The 21,312-nt window shown below is 62.8% G+C and carries 21 protein-coding genes; 13 read left to right on the top strand and 8 right to left on the bottom strand.

Annotation, left to right across the window (positions count from 1 at the left end):
* Positions 1-56: 56 nt before the first annotated feature.
* Together CVS27_RS05455 and CVS27_RS05450 are read left to right on the top strand one after the other, a co-directional pair.
* A complete protein-coding gene (locus CVS27_RS05455; RefSeq protein ID WP_243400064.1) occupies positions 57-881 on the top strand; it encodes an electron transfer flavoprotein subunit beta/FixA family protein in 825 nt (274 codons plus the stop codon).
* A 10-nt stretch (positions 882-891) separates the two neighbouring features.
* Positions 892-1,860, top strand: a complete 969-nt coding sequence (locus CVS27_RS05450; RefSeq protein ID WP_103464704.1) for an electron transfer flavoprotein subunit alpha/FixB family protein — start codon at positions 892-894, stop codon at positions 1,858-1,860.
* 120 nt (positions 1,861-1,980) lie between these two features.
* Here the strand turns inward: CVS27_RS05450 and CVS27_RS05445 are convergent, their stop codons facing one another.
* The 3 genes from CVS27_RS05445 to CVS27_RS05435 all read right to left on the bottom strand — a co-directional run bounded on the left by CVS27_RS05445 (position 1,981) and on the right by CVS27_RS05435 (position 4,365).
* Complete coding sequence (locus CVS27_RS05445; RefSeq protein WP_103464703.1) at positions 1,981-2,784, bottom strand: class I SAM-dependent methyltransferase; 804 nt, start codon at positions 2,782-2,784, stop codon at positions 1,981-1,983.
* Positions 2,785-2,834: 50 nt separating this feature from the next.
* Positions 2,835-3,308 carry a tRNA (cytidine(34)-2'-O)-methyltransferase gene (locus CVS27_RS05440; RefSeq protein ID WP_103464702.1) on the bottom strand — a complete coding sequence of 158 codons (474 nt, stop codon included), beginning with the start codon at positions 3,306-3,308 and terminating at the stop codon, positions 2,835-2,837.
* Between the two features lie 79 nt (positions 3,309-3,387).
* On the bottom strand, positions 3,388-4,365 hold the full coding sequence (locus tag CVS27_RS05435) for a J domain-containing protein (RefSeq protein WP_103464701.1): 978 nt from the start codon (positions 4,363-4,365) through the stop codon (positions 3,388-3,390).
* 104 nt (positions 4,366-4,469) lie between these two features.
* Here CVS27_RS05435 and CVS27_RS05430 point away from each other — a divergent pair, with 104 nt between their 5' ends.
* Positions 4,470-5,420 (top strand): diacylglycerol/lipid kinase family protein, encoded by a 951-nt coding sequence (locus CVS27_RS05430; RefSeq protein WP_103464766.1) that lies wholly within the window; start codon positions 4,470-4,472, stop codon positions 5,418-5,420.
* A gap of 57 nt (positions 5,421-5,477) precedes the next feature.
* Positions 5,478-6,179: a hypothetical protein gene (locus tag CVS27_RS05425; protein WP_103464700.1), complete on the top strand. Its 702-nt coding sequence runs from the start codon at positions 5,478-5,480 to the stop codon at positions 6,177-6,179.
* Here the strand turns inward: CVS27_RS05425 and CVS27_RS05420 are convergent.
* From CVS27_RS05420 to folE, 4 genes are read right to left on the bottom strand one after another with little or no spacing between them, the layout of a single operon-like run.
* Entirely contained in the window at positions 6,142-6,924 is a 783-nt protein-coding gene (locus CVS27_RS05420; protein ID WP_103464699.1) for a pyrimidine reductase family protein, read from the bottom strand. The two genes, CVS27_RS05425 and CVS27_RS05420, sit on opposite strands and share 38 nt — an antisense overlap.
* Positions 6,925-6,951: 27 nt before the next feature.
* Complete coding sequence (gene folP, locus CVS27_RS05415) at positions 6,952-7,917, bottom strand: dihydropteroate synthase (RefSeq protein WP_243400063.1); 966 nt, start codon at positions 7,915-7,917, stop codon at positions 6,952-6,954.
* Between the two features lie 2 nt (positions 7,918-7,919).
* Positions 7,920-9,191, bottom strand: coding sequence for an NAD(P)/FAD-dependent oxidoreductase (locus CVS27_RS05410; RefSeq protein WP_243400062.1), 1,272 nt, complete (start codon positions 9,189-9,191; stop codon positions 7,920-7,922).
* A gap of 29 nt (positions 9,192-9,220) precedes the next feature.
* Positions 9,221-9,832 (bottom strand): GTP cyclohydrolase I, encoded by a 612-nt coding sequence (gene folE, locus CVS27_RS05405; protein ID WP_103464696.1) that lies wholly within the window; start codon positions 9,830-9,832, stop codon positions 9,221-9,223.
* 92 nt (positions 9,833-9,924) lie between these two features.
* Here folE and CVS27_RS05400 point away from each other — a divergent pair, with 92 nt between their 5' ends.
* Entirely contained in the window at positions 9,925-10,683 is a 759-nt protein-coding gene (locus CVS27_RS05400) for a helix-turn-helix transcriptional regulator (RefSeq protein ID WP_133159112.1), read from the top strand.
* A 43-nt stretch (positions 10,684-10,726) separates the two neighbouring features.
* Positions 10,727-11,482 (top strand): hypothetical protein, encoded by a 756-nt coding sequence (locus tag CVS27_RS05395; RefSeq protein WP_103464694.1) that lies wholly within the window; start codon positions 10,727-10,729, stop codon positions 11,480-11,482.
* A 113-nt stretch (positions 11,483-11,595) separates the two neighbouring features.
* Here the strand turns inward: CVS27_RS05395 and CVS27_RS05390 are convergent, their stop codons facing one another.
* On the bottom strand, positions 11,596-13,041 hold the full coding sequence (locus tag CVS27_RS05390; protein WP_243400061.1) for a S8 family serine peptidase: 1,446 nt from the start codon (positions 13,039-13,041) through the stop codon (positions 11,596-11,598).
* Positions 13,042-13,402: 361 nt separating this feature from the next.
* On the opposite strand from CVS27_RS05390, the gene CVS27_RS05385 reads away from it, so the two are divergent.
* From CVS27_RS05385 to CVS27_RS05355, 7 genes are all read left to right on the top strand, one after another.
* Positions 13,403-14,623: a cysteine desulfurase family protein gene (locus CVS27_RS05385; RefSeq protein WP_103464692.1), complete on the top strand. Its 1,221-nt coding sequence runs from the start codon at positions 13,403-13,405 to the stop codon at positions 14,621-14,623.
* A gap of 178 nt (positions 14,624-14,801) precedes the next feature.
* A complete protein-coding gene (gene mnmA / locus CVS27_RS05380) occupies positions 14,802-15,941 on the top strand; it encodes a tRNA 2-thiouridine(34) synthase MnmA (protein ID WP_103464691.1) in 1,140 nt (379 codons plus the stop codon).
* Between the two features lie 119 nt (positions 15,942-16,060).
* The gene (locus CVS27_RS05375; protein WP_103464690.1) at positions 16,061-16,678 is read left to right on the top strand and encodes a TIGR03086 family metal-binding protein; all 618 of its coding nucleotides are present in this window, start codon (positions 16,061-16,063) and stop codon (positions 16,676-16,678) included.
* Between the two features lie 75 nt (positions 16,679-16,753).
* Positions 16,754-18,388 carry an ABC transporter substrate-binding protein gene (locus CVS27_RS05370; protein ID WP_103464689.1) on the top strand — a complete coding sequence of 545 codons (1,635 nt, stop codon included), beginning with the start codon at positions 16,754-16,756 and terminating at the stop codon, positions 18,386-18,388.
* Between the two features lie 184 nt (positions 18,389-18,572).
* Entirely contained in the window at positions 18,573-19,067 is a 495-nt protein-coding gene (locus tag CVS27_RS05365) for a chorismate mutase (protein WP_103464688.1), read from the top strand.
* Positions 19,064-20,197, top strand: a complete 1,134-nt coding sequence (locus tag CVS27_RS05360; RefSeq protein WP_243399856.1) for a uroporphyrinogen decarboxylase/cobalamine-independent methonine synthase family protein — start codon at positions 19,064-19,066, stop codon at positions 20,195-20,197. The genes CVS27_RS05365 and CVS27_RS05360 overlap by 4 nt, the downstream gene beginning before the upstream one ends.
* 175 nt (positions 20,198-20,372) lie before the next feature.
* Positions 20,373-21,260 carry an SGNH/GDSL hydrolase family protein gene (locus tag CVS27_RS05355; protein ID WP_165788134.1) on the top strand — a complete coding sequence of 296 codons (888 nt, stop codon included), beginning with the start codon at positions 20,373-20,375 and terminating at the stop codon, positions 21,258-21,260.
* Positions 21,261-21,312 lie beyond the last annotated feature (52 nt).

Below are 21,312 nucleotides of genomic sequence, written 5' to 3'. Positions count from 1 at the left end.
GGGCGAACTCGCGGCACCCACCCCACTGGGAAAGGGTGGCGCGCAACCATCCGTCCATGACACAAAGGACAGCAGTGGAAAACTCAGCACTGAACATTGTGGTACTGGTGAAGTATGTGCCAGATGCGCAATTTGACCGCCACCTCACAGGCGACTCACACACGATTGACCGCAACGAGAGCATCCTTTCCGAACTGGATGAATACGCCCTGGAAGCTGCGCTGGCATTGACCGATGCCCGCGGCGGCGCCAAGGGCGGCAATGTTGTCACGGCGCTGACACTGGGCCCGGCATCGGCCGCGGCAGCAGTGAAAAAGTCGCTGCAGATCGGCGCCACACAAGGGCTGCACGTCAGCGACGAGGCACTTGCCGGTTCCGATGCTTCAGCCACTTCATTGGCCCTGGCAGCAGCCATCAACAGCCTTGGCCCGGTGGATTTGGTCATCACCGGCATGGCCTCCACCGATGGTGAAACCTCCATTGTTCCGGCCCAGCTGGCTGCCCGCCTGGGCCTGGCCCAAATCACCTTCGCCTCTGCGCTGGAGGTTGACGGCAACACTGTCACCGCCCGCCGCGACGGCGATGACTTCTCCGAAGAGATTCAGGCCACACTGCCTGCACTGGTCTCGGTCACGGACCAGGCCAATGAACCGCGCTACCCCAACTTCAAGGGCATTATTGCCGCGAAGAAGAAGAAGGTGACAACCGTGTCCCTGGCGGATCTGGGCCTGGCTCCCTCCGCCGTCGGCCATGCCGGTTCGCTGACGCAGGTCACGGCCGCAGCCGAGCGCCCCGCGCGCACAGCTGGCACCATCATCACCGATTCAGGCGATGCCGGCATCCAATTAGTTGACTTCCTGGCCGCGCAGAAACTGATCTAAGGACCTCTTCATGACTGCAATTGTTGTTTATATTGATCAGCTCGCCGCCCCCGGCAAGCTCTCCAACACGGTGCACCAGCTGCTGACCTTGGCCCGTGGCGCAGGCGAGCCAGTGGCCGTTGTGGCCGGGCCGGTGAGTGCCGAGGTGCTGGCCGAGCTGGGTGCCTACGGCGTGGGCCGCGTGCTGCATTCGGAGCAGGCCGAGCTGGGGGACTATCTCGTGGCTCCCCAGGCCGACCTGGTGGCCCAGGCCGCTGCTGCCGTTTCCGCCAGCGCAGTTCTGGTGGACAACGGTGCCGCTGGCAAGGAAATCGCAGCCCGTGCAGGTGTCGCCCTGAACGCCGGCGTCATCACCGATGCCGTCTCCGTGACGTACGACGGCGGCGCTCTCGTTGCGCACAAATCCGTCCTCGCGGGGTCCTACACTGTGGAGGCACGGGCCACCTCGGCCGTTGCCGTCATCAGCGTCAAGGCCCACAGCGTGGAAGCCGCCGTGGCAGCGGCTCCCAGCGCTCCCGCGCTCGAGCTGGTGGACGTGGCCTTTGCGCCGGCAAGCCTGGCAGCCCGCGTGATCTCACGCACACCGCGTGCAGCATCCGGGCGGCCGGATCTGGAAGACGCCCGCATTGTTGTTGCAGGCGGCCGCGGCGTTGACGGCGACTTCACCCCCATTGAGGAGCTTGCCGACGTTTTGGGTGCGGCCGTGGGCGCATCACGCGCAGCAACCGATGCCGGCTGGATCTCGCACGCCTCGCAGGTGGGACAGACGGGCAAGAAGGTTTCCCCGCAGCTGTACATCTCGGTGGGCATTTCCGGTGCCATCCAGCAGAAGGCCGGCATGCAGACCTCAAAGCTCATTGTGGCTGTTAACAAGGACGCGGAATCGCCCATCTTTGAGATTGCCGACTTTGGCATTGTGGGAGACCTGTTCAAGGTACTGCCGCAGGCTGTGGAAGAAATCAAGAAGCGCCGAGGCTAGTCCCCACCGGCTCTCCGTAAAAAATGCCGCCGTTCCCGCATTTTGCCACCGCTATACCGGCGGCAAAATGAGGGAGCGACGGCATTTTTGGCGCAGCGGTCCGCGATGTTCGGTCGTCGGTTACCGGGGGACGGACGCGGTGGCGATCAGCGCATCAGAGTTCATCTCGATGCGCGGGCCCACTGATTGGATGAAGTCCCGGCGAACCCTGGCAATCGCCTCGGGGTCGCGGGGGAGCAGGGTGCGCCAGCCGCTGCCCATGACCAGGTTCCAGGCCATGGCGTCATCAACCGTCAGCGTCAGCGGATGTGTGGTGACGGAGACGTCTTCCAGACCGCGTTCACCCAACCAGGTGGTCAGTGATTCCACCGAGGCCACGCGTGCCATGTTCACGTTGGCTTCCGGAACCACGCCCGCCAGGCGGGGCCGTTCCTTGATGGCCGCCTCAAGGATGCGTCCGGCGAAGGGCTCCAAGGCGCCCTCAACCCAGGTGCTGGTCACGAGCCTGCCGCCGGGGCGGAGCATGGAGGCAAGGTGCTCAATGCCGGCCTCCATGTCGGCAAAGAAGAACATGCTGTAGGAGCAAAGCACCGCGTCGAAGGTGCGGTGTCCGCGCCAGGCGGTGACGTCGGCCTCTGTCAGCGTGGTGTTGAGAATGCCCCGCTCGGCCAGATTTGCTGCGGCCATGCGCAAGAGTCCGGTGGAAAGATCCACACCGTCAACAGTTCCGGTGGGGCCCACCGCGAGGGCAGCCGGGATGGTGGCAGCACCGGTTCCGCAGCAAGCATCCAGCACTTTTTCCCCTGGTTTCAAAACGGCTGCCGCAACAACGTCGCGACCCATGGGGTCCCAGAGTTTGTCCGACCACGCCTCGAATTGCAGCGCTCCGTCAGTGAACGCCAAGCCAGGATCGCGAGCGGACATGCATACCTCCAGTTGATGAAATAAGTCAGCCAGGAATCTGGCGGTGAGTCTCAGGCTTGGATTTGTGCCCCGGCAAAATCGTTCTGGCGCCACGCCTCGAAAATGGCAATGGAGGCGGCATTGGCCAGGTTCAAGGACCGCAGCGAGGGCATCATGGGCAAACGGACCCGCGAGGTCACCAGCGGATCGTGCTTCACGTCCTCGGGCAGCCCGTCAGATTCGCGGCCAAACATCAGCACATCCCCGGGCTGGTAGGCGATGTCTGTGTAGTTCACTTCGCCATCGGAGGTGAAAGCGTAGACCCGCTCCGGCGCCAGGGCCAGCCACGCGGCCTCCAAGGTTTTGTGCACCGTCACCACTGCCAGGTCATGATAATCCAGACCGGCCCGGCGCAACTTCGCGTCAGAGAAGTCAAAACCCAAGGGTTCAACAAGGTGCAGTTCGGCGCCGGTAATGGCCGCCAATCGGATGGCATTGCCAGTATTGCCGGGGATCTCTGGCGTCAGGAAAAGGATGCGAAACACGCTGTTCATCCTACAGCCAAACACTTGGACGGCCAGCTCGCCGTTGAACCCTTCAGGGTAGTGTTGCGTTGCCAGTGGGTCAGTACATGCCGCCCAGGAGCCTGGCCAGGACCTGCAGGTCAACCACATTGGGGTTTGGCCCAGATGCCAGGAACTGCTTCACTTCACGGACAAAACGGGCTGCGTTGGCAATGTTGAGGATGTTTGAGCCGTCTGGGTCGGTGCCTCGGGCATAGTCGATGACGGGTTCAAAGAGGCTTCCCGTGCTGCTGTGCACGCACACCCAGGCGGTGACGTTGCATTCCGGGAACAACTCCTGGAATTGGCGAGTGGCAGGAATCAGCTGCGGCGGTGCCGCCACCTTGTTGCCGTGCACCAGCGCCCCGCCATCCCAACGGAAGGCGCCGTCGGGCACCAGCATGGATCCTACAATGGCAATCCTGTAGCCGGAGATCAGCACATGGTCCAAGTAGCCGTTGCTAAAAGGCGCATTGAGACCATGGATCAGGCGCGCTGCAGGAATACCCGGCATTACCTGCTGCATGATCAGCTGCGCCGTGCGGGCTTCGCGGGCCAGCCGTGAAGCAGCGCCAAACACTCCGCGCTTTCGCGGCGCACCGTGGACGGGCTGCGCCGCCGTGGTGCGGGGCAGTAAGGGCATTTCACCGTCGGCGAGGCTTTCATAGGCGGGCACATACATGGCCGGATCTCCGGCTGTGCGGCGTTCGGCAGGTTTGCGCCGCGTATGGAAGCCGGGAGTTTCGCCGTCGGAAGCGGAAGCGGTGGGGCGGGCAGAGGATCCGCCGGGGTAGGTGGCGCCGGTGCCCCTGCGCCCCGGAGTACCTTGGCTTGCATAGGACCTGTCGTACGTTTGGCGGCGTACCGGATCCACCAGGACCTCGTAGGCTTCGGTGACTTGGCGGAACAACGCCGGATCCCCGCCCCTGTCGGGGTGCGAAATCCTGGCAGCCTTGCGGTAGGCGATTTTGATGTCGCGTTCGGTAGCTGTGGGCGCAAGTCCCAGGACTTGATAGTGCGTGAGGAATTTTGCGCTCACTTCTGGCCTTTCCCTTGCCTGGCTGTGCCGGAAGATCAGTCTATCCGCCAGCCAAGAAGCCAATTCCGTGCATCGGTGCGCGCACTGTCATAATTGCTCTTGCCATGAAGACTTCTCTCACGCCCCCGCAGCCCAGCGCCCCCGCAGCGCTGTCCATAGCCGTGGCCATCAATCCGCGCGCTGCCTTTGGCGGCCGGGGCAGGAATACCCCCGGCCAGGCGGGGGACATGGTGGTGGCGCGCCTGCGCAGCGCCGGCCATGTGGTGAGTGTGTTGCGCCGCCGCGACTACAAAGCATTGCAGGAAGCTGTCGACGCCGAGATCGCCACAGGTGCCCAGGCCCTGGTGGTGGTGGGTGGTGACGGCATGGTCCACCTCGGCGTGAACGCCCTGGCTGGCAAGACAATACCCCTGGGCATTGTCCCTGCAGGGACCGGCAACGATGCTGCCCGCGGACTGGGCCTTGACCCGAACGATCCCGAAGCCGCCGTCGAACGTTTCCTGAAAGCCTGCCAGAGTGCGCCCCGGAGTGTGGACCTGGGCCGGATTGAGCGTGCCGGCCAGGGGCCTGTCTGGTTCATGTGCGCCCTCTCGGCAGGCTTTGATGCGCTGGTCAATGAGCGCGCCAATGGCTGGCGGTGGCCGCGCGGGCCCATGCGCTACAACCTGGCGATCCTGCGCGAGCTGGCCACCTTGAAACCCCTGCACTATTCGCTGGTGGTGGACGGTGCGGTGCGCCAGCAAAAGGCTGTGCTGATCTCCGTTTCCAACGGTATTTCCATTGGCGGGGGCATGAAGATCACCCCCGATGCCAAGTACGACGACGGACTGCTGGATTTGTTTGTTGTCTCGCCGGTGTCGCGGCTGACGTTCCTGCGCATCTACCCGCTGGTCTTCTCCGGCCAGCACACGTCCCACCCCCTGGTGAGCATTGAGCGGGTCAAGGAGGTCAGCATGGCATCTGTGGGTTTGGTGGCGTATGCCGACGGTGAGCGGATTGGGCCGCTGCCGGCAACCATCAAGGTGGACGCCGGTGCCTTGCAACTCTGGGTTTAGCCGGGCCGCAGCCGGCACATAGGTACAGTTAAAGGTGTGAATCGAAGGAGCAGAAGTGTGAAGCAAGTGGTGGCTGCCGTGGGTGTTGCCGCAATGGCGCTCGCAGCGTTGAGCGGCTGCACCATTGCTGTGCCATCGCCAACTGCTCCCACCGTTGCCCAAAGCCCCGCTCCGCCCAGCTTCGCCCCGCCCACCATTGTTGCCGGACACGATGCCGCCGCAGTGGCAGCGGCGCCCATGACTTTTGCCGCCGGCACTGCACTCCGGGCGAGTGTGCCGGTTGAATTTAGTGACATTCTGGGCCAGCCGCCGCAGGACTATGCAGAGACGCCGGGTCCACCACAATGGAAACTGCTTCAGAAGAACATGGCAGGGCAGACGCAGTACAGCAACGCCGCCGGCTGCAAAGCCGCCTATTGGGTGACCACACATCAAGGCCCGCTCATCACCATGGGCGATGATAAAGGCTCCACATTTGAGCTGATGAAGTACCTGATTCCCTCGGTCCTGCCCGACTCGCTGACGGAGACCACGCTCCCTTGGGTTGCCGAAGCAGGCACCAAGGGACCCGGCATCACCTTCCTGCGGCACAACACCAAGGGCGCCGAAGGCGTCATGGCCAGCAGTGTGTGGGCGCGCATGCTGGGCACGGCCGATACTGCCCTCATGGTGACGCTGGCTTGCCCCAATGATGAGTTGCTGGCGTCCACCACACCGGAACTTATGGCGAAGTTGTCGGTGGCTCCGCCGTCGAACTAGCGCTGCGGATGTAGCGCAGGAACAGCATGGAATCGGCCTTGAGGATGCTGTCCAAGGTCATGCTCCGGGGAAGATGGCCGCCGATCCCGTGGGCAATGCGACCGGCCGGTCCGCCCACCAGCAGCGGTGACACCGTCAGGCGCAGCTCATCCACCTTGTCGGCGGCGGCAAAGGTGCCCAGCAGGGTTGGCCCGCCCTCGGAGTGGATTCGGTGGAGGCCGTGCGCGCCCAGTTCAGCAATCAAGAGCTCAACGTCCAGTGAGTCTTTGCCCACCGTGATGATGTCAGCCACCTGGGCAAGCGCCTGGCGTGGACCGTCCGGGGCGGACTCCAGGGTCAAAATCAGCGGCCTGACAGGAGCGTTGGTGAACACCTCCAACGCCGGATCCAGATTCAGGGTGCCGGAGACAATGGCCAGCGGCGGGTGGGCCGGTAGCCCGTTCATGGTGCGCCATTGCTGGGCTTGGGGGCTGAGCAACTCCCCGCCGTAGCCTTCAGCCCTGACGGTTTGCGCACCCACCAGGATTACGTGCGCGTTGTGGCGCAGCTGAGTGAAAATACGTTGGTCCACGCTATTGCCCAGCTGCCCCGAGAGTCCGTCCACCGTGGCTGCCCCGTCAAGGCTGGAAACAAAATTAAAGCTCACCCACGGGGTGGACCCGGCGCCGGCAGGAACGGCAAGAAGTTCAGCGTCCAAATCGTTCTCGGAGAGGACCGCAGCATCGGGAAAGATCCGCTCAATCATGGTGTTTTCCTCCTGGGACAGGCGTGGTCAGGACGTTGCCGGCGTGGAGGGGTGGGCCGGCACATTGACCTCGCCCATGTTGTGAACAAGGTAGGCAGGTTCCCGCCAGCCCAGCACCGCCTCCGTCATGCGGATGGCTGAATTGGCTGCAGCCACATTGTGCATGCGCAGGATCCGGGCGCCACCGAGTATGCAGATGACTCCCGTGGCCAGGGAGCCTTCCAGTCGTTCTGTTTTGCTTTGGTCAAGTGTCTCGCCAATGAAGTCCTTGTTGGACACCGCAGCCAGTGCCGGGAAGCCCAATGCGGCAATTTCGTTGAAACGCTTGGTGATTTCCAGCGTGTGCAGCGTGTTCTTGTTTAGGTCGTGCCCGGGGTCAATGATGATCTTCTCGGCGGGGACACCGAGTGAGATGGCCAACTCCACTTTCTGCGCCAGGAACGCCGCCACCTCGGCCACCACGTCGTCATAGTGCGGGCGCGGATAAGTGGTGCGTGGCTTGGCCAGTGAATGAGTGATGACCAGGTGGGCCCCGGACTCGGCAACCACGGAGGCGATTTCGGGGTTGGCCAGGCCTGTGGTGTCGTTGATGACTGTTGCTCCGGCGGCAATGCTGCGCGCAGCGACTTCAGGCAAAAACGTGTCAACGGAAATGATGACATCACTGGCCGCGGCAACGGCGGCTATCACCGGGACCACGCGGTCGCTTTCTTCTTCCACGCTCAGGGGCGGGCCGGGCGCAAAGGGCACGCCGCCAATGTCCACCCAGTCAGCACCCTGGGCCACGGCTGCCAGGGAAGCGGCCACCGCAGCGTCCAAGGCAAAGGTGGCTCCGCCGTCGTAAAAGGAATCAGGGGTGCGGTTGATGATGGCCATGAGCGCCACCTGCCGGCTGAAATCCAGCCTTCGCGTGCCAAAGTGGTGAACCGGGTGCAGGAGCGGGGGCGTGTAAAACGGGGTTGCTGTGGTCCGGTCCGAAGTCATCATACTCATCATCAAATATCCTCCAGCGGGGTTTGCGGGTCAGCCAGGGCCCGCGTGTCGATAATGCGCCGTGAGGCTATCAACGCCTTGATGGCATCTTGGACATCCCACACGTTGACGTTCATGCCCGCCACCACGCGTCCCTCAAGGACCCAGAAGGCAATGAATGCGCGCTTTTCCAGGCTTCCGCGGACCACCAGCTCGGCGTCCTTGGTGAGTGCGCCGAAGCCGGAGTACTCCATGCCCAGGTCAAATTGGTCGGTGTAAAAGTACGGGATGTCATCGAGCACAGCATCTTGGCCCAGCATGGACTGGGCCGCGACCTTGCCGCTGGCAATGGCGTTGGCCCAGTGCTCGGAGCGGGCATGGGCGCCCGTGAACGGGTGCAGGGAATTGGCCACGTCCCCTGCGGCGAACACATCGGGGTCGGAAGTTTGCAGGGCGGCGGAAACCTCAACGCCGTTGTTGATGGTGAGCCCGGCAGCCTGGGCCAGCTCAGTGTTGGGGACAACACCCACGGCCACAATCACCACATCCGCCGGCAGCGTCACACCTGTCGTGGTCAGCACCGAGCTGACGTGGCCGTGCGTGCCCTGAATCTCGGCGGCGCTGGCGGGCAGCAAAAACTGCACGCCGGCTTCCTGATGCCTGTCGGCGAACACAGTCCCCAGCTCATTGCCAATGGCCACCGAGAGTGGAACATCCTCCAGTCCGAGCAAGGCCACATGGTTGCCCAATTCGGTGGCCGTGGCGGCAATCTCCATGCCAATCCAGCCCGAGCCGACCATGACAACGTTTTTGCCGCCGCCGGTCAACAGGTCCTTGAGCGCCAGGCTGTCAGCCTTGGTCCGGAAGGTATGCACGCCCTTAAGGTCGACGCCGGGAAAGGAGATGTGGCGCGGCTCGGCACCTGTGGCGATGAGCGCCTTGGCATACGCCACAGTGGTGCCATTGCTCAAGGTGACCGTGTGGGCCTGCGGGTCCAGTGCCGTTGCGGTGGTGCCGGTGAGCAGTGTGATGTTGTGGTCCGGGTACCAGCTGGCGGGCAGGGGGAGCAAGGCGTCTCCTCCCTCCTTCCCGGCCAGGAATCCTTTGGACAAGGGAGGGCGCTGGTAGGGGATTTCCGTCTCCTGCGCCACGAGGGTGATTGTCCCGGCGTAGCCTTCCTTGCGCAGGGTTTCCGCGGCCGTGGCTCCCGCCAAACCACCCCCGATGATGACCATTCCGGGGACTCTGGGCGTGCCCGTCGTTTCAGTGCCTGCTGTGCTGTTTAGCTCACTCATGATCGAAACTCTTTCCAGTGGAAATCAATTCAATGGTTCGGGAACTGCCCACGCAAGGGACCGGCGTCGGCCAGGAGACCGGTAAAAACGGAGGTGCGGGTCATGGTTCCGGCCGTGTGCACGCCGCGCAGCGACATGCACAGGTGCTCGGCCTCCATGACAACTCCCACACCGCGCGGCGCCAGCGTGGCCTCAAGCCAGTTGGCCACTTGCTGCGTGAGTCGCTCCTGAACCTGAAGATCGCGGGAAAAAAGCTCCACGCCGCGCGCCAACTTGGAGAGCCCAAAGAGCCGCTCCCCGGGCAAATAGCCCACATGGGCCACGCCGCGGAAAGGCAGCAGGTGGTGCTGGCACAGCGAATGGAACGGGATGTCCTTGACCAGAACAAGGCCTTGGTAGCCGTCGTCGTTGGGGAAGGTGGTCCATGACGTCTCGCGAGGGGTCAGCATTTCCGCATACGCTGCAGCCACCCGCCGTGGAGTGTCCAGCAAATGCGGATCACTGTCATCACGGCCCAGCGCTCGCAGGAAGTCGGTAATGGCTGCCTGTGCCCGTGGCAGGTCCACGCCGGAGCCGGGTGTCAACGGTTCGGGGTCCTCAAAGGCGAGGATATCGGGAAGTGGCGCGTTGGAGATGGACATTTCCAACCCTTTCTAAAGCTTGTATTATTGACTTTAGAAGTGCAGACTCAAGGCGTCAAGTAGTGGCGAAACAATCCATAACGTACCTATTCATGGGAAGTCAGCAAGTCATGAATGAACCCGTGCGGAACCAGCCAAGGCAGCCCAGCTGTGTTGCCGCAAGCCCAACTGAGCTAAAACCGTCGAATCTCAACGCAGACCAGAGCTTGCGCGCCGTTGCCTCGTTGGGGGACCCCGTGCGCAAACGGTTGTTTCAGCTGGTGCGCGATTCTGCCCATGCCCTGAGCCGCGATGACTGTGCCGCCACCCTTGGACTGCCCAGGAGCACCATCAGGGCCCACCTTGACCGTCTGGTGGAAGAAAAGTTGCTCGTGGTGCAATTCCGAAAAATAGGTGAAAGGACGGGGCCCGGCTCCGGCCGCCCCACCAAGCTGTATACAGCTGACCAAAGGGAGGTTAGCGCGTCAGTCCCGCCGCGGCACTACGACCTCGCCGCGGGTCTCTTGGCGTCAGCGGTGCAGCGCTCCATCGACAACGGCTCTGACATTGCCCAGTCCCTGGCACAGGTGGCGTTCGAGGAAGGACATCGCCGGGGCGCAGCTGCCGGGAACATTCACCGGCTGCTCGCTGAGACCGGTTACAGTCCCGAACCCGACGGCGTGGGCGGCACCATCATGCGCAATTGTCCCTTCGACCGCCTGGCAAAAGACCACAACCAGGTGGTGTGCTCACTCAACGGTGCACTCCTTGGCGGCGCCCTGGCCGGTTGTGCCGACGCCGACCATGACCTGGCACCCGACGCCGAAGTCTCACATTGCTGCGCCCGGCTGGTTCCGAAGGGAAAGCGCTAAGGCGATCCGTTGAGGTGGGAGAGCCACGCCGTAGTGCGTGGAAATGGAGCAAACAAGCGGCGGTGAAGGGCAACGGATTGCCGATGCGCTGGAGCGATATCACACGCGGGACCTTTGGGATCAATGGTTCGGCACGGTGGCTACTACAGTGCCGGACCATTTTGAGTCTTATGTGAGGATCCTGCACCGGCTGGGCGGTCGTGGTGAGCCGGAGCGCCGCTGGGCTGATATTGCCCGGGCCAGGGGCACCACCGTTCACCCGGGAGTTCAATTCTGTCGTCTGGCACGCACCGGACTGAACCAAAACGTGGATCTCGACGGTTACTGGCAGGGGCCGCCTGCGGCCGGGGAGCTGGATGCGGGGCAACTGTCAGTGCTCGCCGGGCTGCTGACTATCCACACGGCCACCCCAGAAGACATTTTCCATGCAGTGTGGGTCGGTTGGGGAGGCTTCGAGCCCGGGGTTGGCTACGGAGTTCCCGTCTCAGGTGATGGGAATCTCGCAGTTGCAGGTGGGTTCCGCGAATACTTTGTGTTCCACGGGAACGGTGCCAATCTGGCCCAGCCACCTTGGTTTGGCGATGCAGGGCGGCTGAATGCCCAAAGCCCCAACTTGGCGTGGCCCCAAGACAAGTCATGGTGCATGGCTACCGAGATCGACTTTGATTCCACGGTGGTGGGCGGGAGCGCGGAACTCATTGCCGCCGTCGTCCATTCTCTGGAATTGGAGGCCGTTGAGGTGACCCCCGCTACCGATCTCAGCTCGGAAGGGGACACCGTTAATATGTCGTTTTGCTGATCCGGGCAGGGCCGAAGAACTGCGCTGGCCATGGGTGCCGGCGGCACGTGGCGGTTAAACAATTCCGGCGGCCACCGTGGAAGGTGGCCGCCGGAAGAGCAGGAGCTGAGGGCTTAGAGGACTGCCTGGAGGGCGTCCACAATCCCTTCACCGTAGTAACTGTTGTTGCGCACGTTGCCGGTGCACGTGGCACCGGTTGGTGTGGCAGATGGCATGCACACATGATCCTCGGCTTGCTTGCGCAATTCCGAAATCAACTGATTGGGCTTCCATCCGGGGTGCGCGGACTTCATCAGGGCCAGAACTCCGGCAACCTGCGGGGAAGCCATCGACGTGCCGCTGAGCAGTCCGTACGTGTTGTTCGGCAAGGTGGACAGGATGCGGGATCCCGGCGCGGCCACATCAATAACGTTCAGGCCGCGGTTGGAGAAGGATGACAACTTGCCGGCCTGATCAGTGGAGGCCACAGTCACTACCCCATCCAGCTCCGTGGGGATGTCCTTGCAGCCATTGTTGATTTGGCGCTCTATTCCGGCCACGTCATTGGGGCTGACGTTGTCGGTGGTCTTGTTGGCCAAGTCATAGGAGGCATTTCCTGCGGCAGCCGCATGAACCACGCCCTGCTTGGTGGACCATTTCACTGCGCGCTCAACGGCGTCGAGGACTGCTTTCTGATCGGTCTGATCGCCACACCAGAACTGCATGGGGTCAATGTAGTAGCTGTTGTTGGTGACATCCATACCCTTCATGCCAGCCCACATGAAACCGCAGATCGCGTATTCCGGGTAGATCGAACCGGCGTCGTTGACCACCTTGACCGAGGCCATGCGTGCATTTGGCGCCACCCCCACAATGCCAACACCGTTGCGGGCCGCGCCGATGATGCCGGCCACGTGGGTCCCGTGGGAAGAGTTGGTGGCAAACCAGCCTGTGGGGGACGTGTCGGGGCGTCCGGCATTAGTGCAATTGACCGAGTTGGCCACATCGATGTTGGCTGCCAGGTCCGGGTGGTTCGGGTCGATGCCGCTGTCCAAAACGCCGACCAGCACATCGGGTGAACCATCGGTGACCTGGTGTGCCTGGTCCGACTTGATCTGGACTTGGCTCCACTGCTCGGCTTCGCGGGGATCTGCCGCAACGCCGTCGAATGTGGCGTCACCGTAAAGTACTTCGGCGTCGGCCTGTTGCTTGTTGCGCAACTGGGGTGCCGTCTTCCATGGGGTCGCAATACCATCCGGAGTGCCCTCGGCAACCGTGATGGTGCGGGTGGCGCCCACCGATTCAACGGCGGACTTGCCGAGTTTGAGGATCTCGGAGCGGAAGTTGGCTCGATCGGATTGGACAATGACGACGCCGATCTCCGGCCACTGCTGGACAGCGACGCCGCCGGCGGACTCAATGGCCTGCACGGCATCGCGGGTCTTGTTGGCGTTGGCGGCCTTTGCGTTGACCACGTAGCTCATGAGTTGGCCGTCGGCTGCGGGAAAGTCAACAGGTGTGGACTGGTTGGTGGCCGGCGCAGCCATGGCGCTGCCGCCGAGCATTGTGGTTGCTGCCATGGCGACTGCGCATAGGGCGGCCGCCGTTGTACGGCGGAAGAGTGCTTTCTGCATGGATTTAATCCCCCCGGGATCATTATGTGATGTGGGACACGCCGATCCTGCCACCTGTTCCGTAGTCTTGACAAGGTTTGACAAGGTCCGCGCCGCAGGTCTGGCCAAAAGGCCAATGCGCCTCCCGGTGCAGCTGGGCTAAGCCCCGGGGATGGATGGCGCCAGTGGTCCAGAGGGCCCATTGATCGCCGTCGTGCATTCTCCCCAGCGTGGCGTTCGAGGTGACCCTGGCCAGGCACCCGAGGCCCGAGGGTGATGTTCTCAACAGCCCGCGGCAGTGAATCATCCCATGCCGTAGAATTGTCTGGTGCCCGTGTACCTTGATCACGCGGCGACCACGCCAATTTCGGCCCCGGCCCTCGCCGCACTCACCTCCGTTATTACCCGTAGCGGCAATCCGTCCTCACTCCACGGATCGGGCCGTCGTGCCCGCGCCACCGTGGAAGCGGCCCGTGAAACCGTTGCCCTGGCTGCCGGCGCCCACCCCACCGAAGTCATTTTCACCTCCGGCGGCACCGAGGCGGACAACCTTGCCGTCAAGGGCCTGTTCTGGGCCCGCCGCGACGCCGAACCTGGGCGTACCCGCATCCTCGTCTCCAGCGTGGAGCACGCGGCCGTGCAAGACACCGTCGAATGGCTGGAAAAGCACGAGGGCGCCGAAGCCGTGTGGCTGCCTGTCGACGAGCACGGCACCGTGAGCCTTGACGCCTTGAAAAAGGAATTGGACGACGGCGGCGCCAACACAGTTGCTCTGGTCACCTGCATGTGGGCGAACAATGAAGTGGGCACCGTGCAGCCCATCGCTGAGATCGTGGCGCTGGTTGAGCCGTACGGAATTCCCGTGCATTCGGATGCCGTCCAGGCCTTCGGGTCGATCCCGGTGAACTTCAAGGAATCCGGGCTTGCAGCCATGTCCATCAGCGCCCACAAAATTGGCGGCACCGTGGGTGTCGGGGCGCTCCTGCTGGGCCGGGCCGTGAAGTTGACCCCCGTGCAGCACGGTGGCGGCCAGGAACGCACAGTTCGCTCAGGAACCCTTGACACCGCAGGGCTTGCAGCTTTTGCCGCAGCGGCCACGGACGTCACCCAGAACCTTGCTAAAGAGAACCTGCGCATTGCCGGACTGCGTGATGCGATCATTGCAGCGGTCCGCCACGCTGTCCCCGAGGCCGTACTGCGCGGCGTGGATCCCGCGGAATACCCGGAAAAAAGGCTGCCCGGCAACGCCCACTTCACCTTCCCCGGCTGCGAGGGTGATTCCCTGTTGTTCCTGCTGGACATGGCAGGGGTGGAATCCTCCACCGGATCGGCCTGCACTGCCGGAGTGCCCCGCCCCTCCCATGTGCTTCTGGCCATGGGATTGGACGAGGACACCGCGCGTGGCGCACAACGCTTTAGTTTGGGGCATACATCCAGCCTGGCGGACGTTGAAGCCTTTGTGGCCGCACTGCCGCAAGCACACGCACGCGCAAAATTGGCAGGAATGGCCGCTCATCAATCGTCCATTCAAACCGCGAGTACGCAGTAGTTTCGGTCCGGAGGCGGCAGAGCCTCCGCCTGACAGGGGTCCCCGCCCGCTTCGCGGACGCCCGAAGCCGCTCCCGGGACCCTGTCAGGCCTCCGGCTCTGGCGCCCAGCGGACCGGCGTCGCCTGTCGCGGTTGGCAACGCACGACTTGATTTTTTGCACCAACTGAAAGGTACGTAATGCGAGTATTGGCCGCCATGAGTGGTGGAGTTGACTCCGCTGTTGCAGCAGCACGCGCAGTGGATGCCGGGCACGACGTCGTCGGCGTCCACCTGGCACTCTCCCGCATGCCCGGAACCCTGCGCACCGGCAGCCGCGGTTGCTGCACCGTGGAGGACTCCAATGATGCGTGGCGGGCCTGCGACAAGCTCGGCATTCCGTACTACGTGTGGGACTTCTCCGAACGGTTCAAGGAGGATGTGGTCCAAGACTTCATCGACGAATACGCGGCCGGGCGCACGCCCAACCCGTGCATGCGCTGCAATGAGCGCATCAAGTTCGCCGCCCTCCTGGAGAAGGCCATCGCCCTGGGCTTCGACGCCGTGTGCACCGGTCACTACGCCAAGGTCATCACGGACGCCGATGGCAACCCGGAATTGCACCGAGCCGCTGATTGGGCCAAGGACCAGAGCTACGTGCTGGGCGTGCTGACCCATGAGCAGCTCAAGCACTCCATGTTCCCGCTGGCGGACACCCCGTCCAAGGCTGAGGTCCGTGCCGAGGCGGAGGCCCGCGGCCTGTCCGTGGCCAAGAAGCCGGACAGCCACGACATCTGCTTCATCTCCGACGGCGACACCGCCGGCTGGTTGGCCGAGAAGATTGAGATGACCGACGGCGACATCGTGGATGAGACCGGCAGCAAGGTGGGCGGGCACACGGGCGCCAACCAGTTCACTGTGGGCCAGCGCCGCGGCCTGAAGCTTGGCACGCCGGCCGCCGACGGCAAGCCGCGCTTTGTGCTGGAAATCCGGCCCAAGGAAAACAAGGTGGTGGTTGGCCCGCACGCGTTGCTGGCCATCGACGAGCTCAAAGGCATCAAGGTTTCCTGGGCCGGGCTGCCCATCGCCGAGGTTGCTACGGGCGCCGAGTTCGATTGTTACGCTCAGGTCCGCGCCCACGGTGACCCCGTTCCGGCCCGTGCTTTTGTCACCGAAGTCATGGACGACGGCGTCTCCCGCCAAAGCCTGAATGTCACCTTGGAAGAGCCGCTGCGCGGCGTGGCGCCGGGCCAGACAGTGGTCTTGTACCAAGGCTCACGCGTGTTGGGGCAGGCAACCATCGATTCGGCACGGTCCTTGGCGCGGCCCGAAATTCCCTAACAAACACACGACGGTCAAAACGGCTCCTTCATGCGCAGCTTGGGTGGCGCCACGTGACCCCTTGCGGGGCTGGCGTAAACTTCCACTAAAGGTGACTTGGCTCACGGAAGGATTACATAATGCCCCCGCATACAATTCCCAACCCGCTCCAGCATTTAGAAGGCTCGCTGAACCAGTGCGCGGAAGTCATAGGCGCCATTTCGGCAAATCAGGCGGAGTGGCCAACGCCGTGCGGGGAGTGGACGGTCCAGGACCTGCTGCACCACTTGGTGGTGCATGACCTGCACAAGTACACGGTCATGGCCCGTGGCAACAATATTGACCCGCTGGGCTCCCACGCAACGGTGGGGGCCGACTGGTCCACGCGGTTTACCGACGGGGCAACGTTGCTGATGAGAACGTGGCACGCAGCCGACTTAAACGCCCAGGTGGCCCTGCCCGGCGGTGGTGAGGCGCCCCTGCGCAGTCGGATTGGTCTGCAGATCACCGAATTCACGGTCCATGCCTGGGACCTGGTCAAGGCCACGGGCGTGCCCATCATCTTGGACCCCGTCCTGGCGGAGCAATCCTTGGCCTGGGCGCAGCGGATGCTAAAACCTGAACATCGCGGGGCTGAACGCGGCATTGGCCCCGAGGTGCGAGTTTCCCTGACGGCAGATTCCTACACAAGGCTGGCGGGCTGGTTTGGGCGCAGTTCCCATTTCACGGCCGGCCCCCGGGTGGACGCCTTGCCGTAACCACCTGTCGCCGCCTTTTTCTTTGGCGACTCATTCCTTGGCAACTTCCTGTGAAGCACGAGAGAGAGTTTGCTGATGACCAGGAAAAAGTGGGGTTTGCGGTCGGTCATCGCCGTGGCTGGAGTATCCGTTGTGGCACTCACCGCTTGCACGGGCCCTCGCGGAGCGGGAACAGCCACAGAGGCAGGCCCAGCCGGCAGCCCGGTGGCTCTGGGAACCACGGACAAGGTCACCTTCCTTGACCCCGCGTTTTCTTATGACAGTGGATCGTTCTTGGTCATGAACCAGATTTACCCCTTCCTGCTGAACTCGGCGCCCGGCAGTGCAAACCCAAAACCCGACATTGCCGAATCGGCGTCGTTCACTGCCCCTACTGAGTACACGGTCAAACTCAAACCTGGGCTGAAGTGGGCCAACGGCACCGACCTTGACTCGAAGGATGTGAAGTTCACTTTTGACCGCCAAATGACTATCAACGATGCCAACGGTCCGGCCACTCTGCTGGCAAACCTGGGCAGCGTCAGCGCCCCCGATGCCACCACAGTGGTGTTCAAGCTCAAGTCGGCCAATGACCAGACCTTCGCCCGGGTGCTGACAAGCCCTGTTGGTCCCATCGTCGATGATTCGGTGTTCAGCCCCGACAAGGCGAGTGACGATGCTGCGATCATTGCCGGCAAGTCATTCGCCGGCCAGTTCACCATCGAGTTGTACAAAAAGAACGAGCTCATCGCGTTCAAGAAGAACCCTGACTACAAGGGCCTGCTGGGTCCGGCAAAGTCTGACTCGGTGACAGTGAAGTACTACACCGATTCCAACAGCCTCAAGCTGGACGTGCAGCAGGGCAACATCGATGTGGCGTGGCGCAGCATGACCGCCACAGACATTGACAGCCTGAAAAGGGATGACAACGTCCAGGTGGACATCGGCCCCCACGGAGAACTGCGCCACCTTGCTTTTAATCTCAACACCATGCCCTTTGGCGCCGCATCATCGGCCCCGGATGCCGCCAAGTCCTTGGCTGTGCGGCAGGCAGCTGCTGACCTGATCGACAGGGGAGCCCTTGCCAATCAGGTGTACAAGGGCATGTACTTGCCCGCCTTCTCGTGGGTGCCGCAGGGATTCGCCGGTGCCATCGAACCCCTCAAGGAATCCTCCGGCGACGGCAAGGGCGGTCCCGATGCGGAGAAGGCCAAGAAGACCCTGGCCGATGCCGTCATCCAGACACCTGTCACCCTTGACCTGGCGTACAACCCCGACCACTACGGGCCTTCATCTGCGGATGAATACGCGTTGGTCAAGTCGCAACTGGAAGAGGGTGGGCTGTTCAAGGTCAACCTGCAGTCCACCGACTGGGTGACTTACCAGAAGGAACGTGTCAAGGACACCTACCCGCTGTACCAGCTGGGCTGGTTCCCGGACTACTCCGACGCCGACAACTACCTGTCACCGCTATTTGGGGCCAACAACTTCCTGAAGAACCACTATGACAACAAGGATGTCCAGGTCATGATCGAGGAGCAGCGCACCACCACCGACGCGGCGGCACGGACCAAGCTGATCGAAGATATTCAGCGGGCCGTTGCGCAAGATGTGCCAACACTGCCGTTGCTCCAGGGCGCCCAGGTGGTCGTCTCCGGCAAGGGCGTCAAGGGTGTCAAAGACACACTCGATGCGTCCTTCAAGTTCCGTCTGGGAGTGCTGTCCAAGTAGCACGTGAAACGTGGCTAGATGTACTCGACGCAGTGCAGACGGGGCATAGCAAGGGTTTCGTCCCTTCACTGCTGACCAGCAACTTTGGCCGCACCATCTCCGAGGACCGCTTGGTAACGGGCGCAGGTGGTGTGCTGGGTGGACAGCGGTTTTGTCCCCGTTGCACACCACCTAAACTGTTTTTATGACCGAACCGATTCACGCCTCTGCGAACCTGTCCGTTGAAGCATTCGATCCCGGCGCCAGTTCCCTGACAGGCGCCGTTGACCCGGCCGTCATGGCCGAGCTGCTGTCCATCCGCTCCAGCATTGACAACTTCGATGCCACCTTGGTGTACCTGCTGGCCGAGCGGTTCAAAGCCACGCAGCGTGTTGGCGTGCTCAAGGCCAAGCACCAGCTGCCCGCTGGGGATCCCAACCGTGAGCTCGCCCAGATTCAGCGTCTGCGCGCCTTGGCCGAGTCTGCCCATCTGGACCCCGCCTTCGCCGAAAAGTTCCTGAACTTCATCATCAGCGAGGTCATTCACCACCACCAGGCCATCTCCGAGAGCCACTCAGCCGTGGCCGCCACGGGTGTCGTTCCGGTGGTCAGCGTTGACGGCCAGAGCTTTGTGGCTGCTCCCGCCGAGCCCACCAAGATTTCCCAGCCCAAGTCCGACGGCGGCACCCAGAGCCAGTGAGTCCCTCAGCTGAGCGTTTTGAACTTCCCGGAGGAGCGGCGCGCCAGAATCTGCCCGCCGCGGTAACAGCCACGGCCCTGGGACCTTGGCCCGGAACAGATCCGGTGGAGGCTGCCAAGGTGTCCCTGGGATTGTTCACCAGCCCCCATTTGCCGGTGCTTGTTGATCTGCCCGCGCGAGGTGTTGGTTCGGATCCGGTGGGCCGAACGGCCGCTTTGCTGGTGGAGCTCCCCGTTGACGTCCAGCCCTATGGTTGGCGGTTCGTTGACAGGCCCGGCCAGGACCTGCGCCGGGCCACGTCTGCCCTGTCCACGGATATCAACGTATTGGCTGATGTTGCCGGTGCCGGCGAGATCCACCCCGAGGATCTGAAAATCCACGTGATGGGTCCAGTTTCACTTGCTGCCTCCATCCACCTGCACTACGGCGAGAGGGCCTTGCGAGACTATGGTGCCCGGCGCGATATTGTCCAGTCGCTGGCCGCCGGGCTGGCCCTGCATGCGGAGAAACTCAAAGCCGCCGTGCCAGGCGCTGCCCTGACACTGCAGATCGATGAGCCGGAGATTGCCTCCGCCCTTGCCGGTACCATCCCCACGGCCTCCGGCTACAGGACGCTGCGGTCCATCCCCGCCACTGAGTTGCGCAACACGTGGACTGCCTTTGTGATGGCTGCGCGCGAGGCAGGTTTTTCCCAGGTAGCCATCAACCTGGCCCCGGCAGCCTCATCGCTTCCCGGCAACGGTGATCCCGAATCCCAAGCTGCTGAAACGGCATCGTGGCGCAAGGCTTTGGAGATTGCGCTTGAGTGCGGCGTGGACGCAGTGGCCTTGCCCTTGTCGGATTTGGATACCGGCCACTGGGAGCAGCTGGCCGGGGCCATTGAATCAGGCATGCGGGTGTGGGCTGGGACTGTCCCCGCCAGCTCAGGCCAGCTGCCGCCGTCGTACTCTGCTTTGATGGAGCGGATTACCCGGCCGTGGCAGGGACTGGGATTGGCCGTCAGCTCGCTTAATCAGCTGCGCATCACACCTGTTGGCGGCCTGGCGCAACTCACCCCGCCGGAAGCCCGGGCCGTGTTGAATCGGACGATGGAAGTGGCCGACGCGCTGAGCGAGATCCGCAACAGCTAGCTGCCGGACAACCCCAAGGTGAGGGAGCGGACAGCACCGAGACACTCGTTACCGTAGTGAGACCCCGCAAACAGCAGAAAAGGCAGTTCCGTTGGTTATGCTTGCCATTGTATTGGCAGATTCTTGGGGGTTTTTATACATGGTTCGAGGCTATTTGTCGAGGGGTGGGGTCGCCGTGCTGATCGCTGGCATGGCTGTGGCAGGCATTGGCCTGAGCGCCGCCACGGTGCAGCCCGCAACGGGTTCCCATCAGCTGGCCGGAGGCATGTCCAAGCCCACAGGCCCCGACCCTTCGGCTTCTGGGACGCCCGCCCCGTTGACGATATCTGAGGTGAACTCTGTTCCGGATGGCATCCGGGCCAAGGACCAGAGATCCGGGGAGGAAGTAGCGACACCCTGGGACCTGCCCGCCGGATCAATGATCTTCAATCCTGCCTCGGGCAGGGAAGAGGTTACCGACCCTGCCATTGCCCGATTGGCGGTTCTCTTTGGCGATTCGCAGGCAGCTGGTGCGGCAGGAGTCAATGAAGCTGACACCTGGGTTCAACTGGGGCTGGCAGAACGCGGCTACAAGGTGAAATTCCTTGGTGGTGGCGGTATTGGTTTTGCGGCAAAGACGCCCTCGACCTCGAACTATGCTGATTCTCTGGACACCGGCAGGAAGGTTCTTCCCTATGGCAATCCAGCCCTGGTGGTGGTCCAAGGTGGTGGCAACGATGCTTCACAGGGAATTGCCGACGCCAGAATCCTGTCCAACGCAGACCGGCTGTTGCATGACTTGAAGGCCAGCTACCCCAACTCCGAATTTCTGTTCATCGGCACACTCGCCAAGGGGCAGGGGTATGGTGGCGGCCGGCGCTCCCAGGTCGATGCGCTTTTGGCCGGGTTCGCCCAACGGAACGGAATTCGTTTCATCAGCGCCGGGGACTGGGTGACTCGCTATGGCGTAGGTGACAAGTTGGTCGACGGCGTGCACCTCAACAGAGGCGGGCACCAGGCTCTGGCCAAGGTTCTTGCCACCGACCTCAAAGCCATGGGCATTCGCGGTCCGGGCGCCAAATAACTCCGAGGCAATGCGCCTGGCCCTTCCCCCGTGCCAAAGCCTGACGTGGGGG

Origin of the sequence: Arthrobacter glacialis (assembly GCF_002909445.1) — a bacterium.
GTDB classification, from domain to species: Bacteria; Actinomycetota; Actinomycetes; order Actinomycetales; family Micrococcaceae; genus Specibacter; species Specibacter glacialis.
The sequence above is the reverse complement of the archived record's forward strand: the minus strand, read 5'-3'. Positions and strand labels throughout refer to the sequence as shown.

Bases quoted from the DNA above. Each gene is read 5' to 3' on its own strand.
- folE (WP_103464696.1), bottom strand. From the start codon at position 9,832: ATGTCCATCTCCAACGCGCCACTTCCCGATATCCTCGCCTTTGAGGAC.
- CVS27_RS05370 (WP_103464689.1), top strand. From the start codon at position 16,754: ATGACCAGGAAAAAGTGGGGTTTGCGGTCGGTCATCGCCGTGGCTGGA.
- mnmA (WP_103464691.1), top strand. From the start codon at position 14,802: ATGCGAGTATTGGCCGCCATGAGTGGTGGAGTTGACTCCGCTGTTGCA.
- CVS27_RS05445 (WP_103464703.1), bottom strand. From the start codon at position 2,784: ATGTCCGCTCGCGATCCTGGCTTGGCGTTCACTGACGGAGCGCTGCAA.
- CVS27_RS05390 (WP_243400061.1), bottom strand. From the start codon at position 13,041: ATGGCAGCAACCACAATGCTCGGCGGCAGCGCCATGGCTGCGCCGGCC.
- CVS27_RS05365 (WP_103464688.1), top strand. From the start codon at position 18,573: ATGACCGAACCGATTCACGCCTCTGCGAACCTGTCCGTTGAAGCATTC.
- CVS27_RS05395 (WP_103464694.1), top strand. From the start codon at position 10,727: ATGGAGCAAACAAGCGGCGGTGAAGGGCAACGGATTGCCGATGCGCTG.
- CVS27_RS05455 (WP_243400064.1), top strand. From the start codon at position 57: ATGACACAAAGGACAGCAGTGGAAAACTCAGCACTGAACATTGTGGTA.
- CVS27_RS05410 (WP_243400062.1), bottom strand. From the start codon at position 9,191: ATGAGTGAGCTAAACAGCACAGCAGGCACTGAAACGACGGGCACGCCC.
- CVS27_RS05375 (WP_103464690.1), top strand. From the start codon at position 16,061: ATGCCCCCGCATACAATTCCCAACCCGCTCCAGCATTTAGAAGGCTCG.
- folP (WP_243400063.1), bottom strand. From the start codon at position 7,917: ATGAGTATGATGACTTCGGACCGGACCACAGCAACCCCGTTTTACACG.
- CVS27_RS05430 (WP_103464766.1), top strand. From the start codon at position 4,470: ATGAAGACTTCTCTCACGCCCCCGCAGCCCAGCGCCCCCGCAGCGCTG.
- CVS27_RS05420 (WP_103464699.1), bottom strand. From the start codon at position 6,924: ATGATTGAGCGGATCTTTCCCGATGCTGCGGTCCTCTCCGAGAACGAT.
- CVS27_RS05400 (WP_133159112.1), top strand. From the start codon at position 9,925: ATGGGAAGTCAGCAAGTCATGAATGAACCCGTGCGGAACCAGCCAAGG.
- CVS27_RS05450 (WP_103464704.1), top strand. From the start codon at position 892: ATGACTGCAATTGTTGTTTATATTGATCAGCTCGCCGCCCCCGGCAAG.